This window comes from bacterium (assembly GCA_023150945.1).
Lineage (GTDB): Bacteria > Zhuqueibacterota > Zhuqueibacteria > Zhuqueibacterales > Zhuqueibacteraceae > Coneutiohabitans.
Genome location: JAKLJX010000087.1, coordinates 1 through 645 on the forward strand (window position 1 = coordinate 1; position 645 = coordinate 645).

Genomic DNA, 645 nt, shown 5'->3' on the forward strand with positions numbered 1-645 from the left:
TTCCCCGCACCGGCAGCCACATAATCCCATCTGGCGACAAACCGCCGCCGGCAACGATGAAGTGCAGATGCGGATGATACGCCAAATCGCGCGCCCAGGTTTGCAGCACGCCGAAGAAGCCAAGCTGGCCGCCGACGAATTTGGGATCACGCGCCAGCTTCTGTAAGGCGGCGGCAGCCGTCTGGAAGAAGAGGCTGTAGATGAACGCTTGGTTGCTGCGCACCACGGCGTTGAGCGTATCCGGCAAGGTGATGGTGAGCATGAAGTACATCACCGGCAGCAGCAGCGCGCTCTGCATCTTGAGCCATTCATCGGCTTTGCCGTTGCCGCATTTTGGACAATGCCGATCCTGGCAGGAGTGATAACTGTAGCGATACTCCTGGCACGGCTCGCAGAGAAAGATTTCGCCGCCGAGTTCTTCGGTGCGGCAGGCTTGGATCTTCTGCATGACCGTGCGGTGACGCGGCGGCATGCGCACGCCGTGCTTCTCCAAGTAAGCGGGACCATATTGACGGAAGATGTCCGCCAGTTCAAGACGAGGTTGGTTGTTGCGCTTATAAACCCTCCATAAGGGCCCGTTAAAAAACAAAGTATACAATTCTGAAGGTGCTTAATTTCGGGGCTTGATTGTGTAATTCCATTCGC

At 56.6% G+C, this 645-nt stretch carries 1 protein-coding gene; it reads right to left on the reverse strand.

Annotation, left to right across the window (positions count from 1 at the left end; genetic code table 11):
- On the reverse strand, window positions 1–472 hold a 472-nt coding region (locus L6R21_28170; GenBank protein MCK6563081.1), incomplete at its 3' end, for a transposase zinc-binding domain-containing protein.
- Window positions 473–645 lie beyond the last annotated feature (173 nt).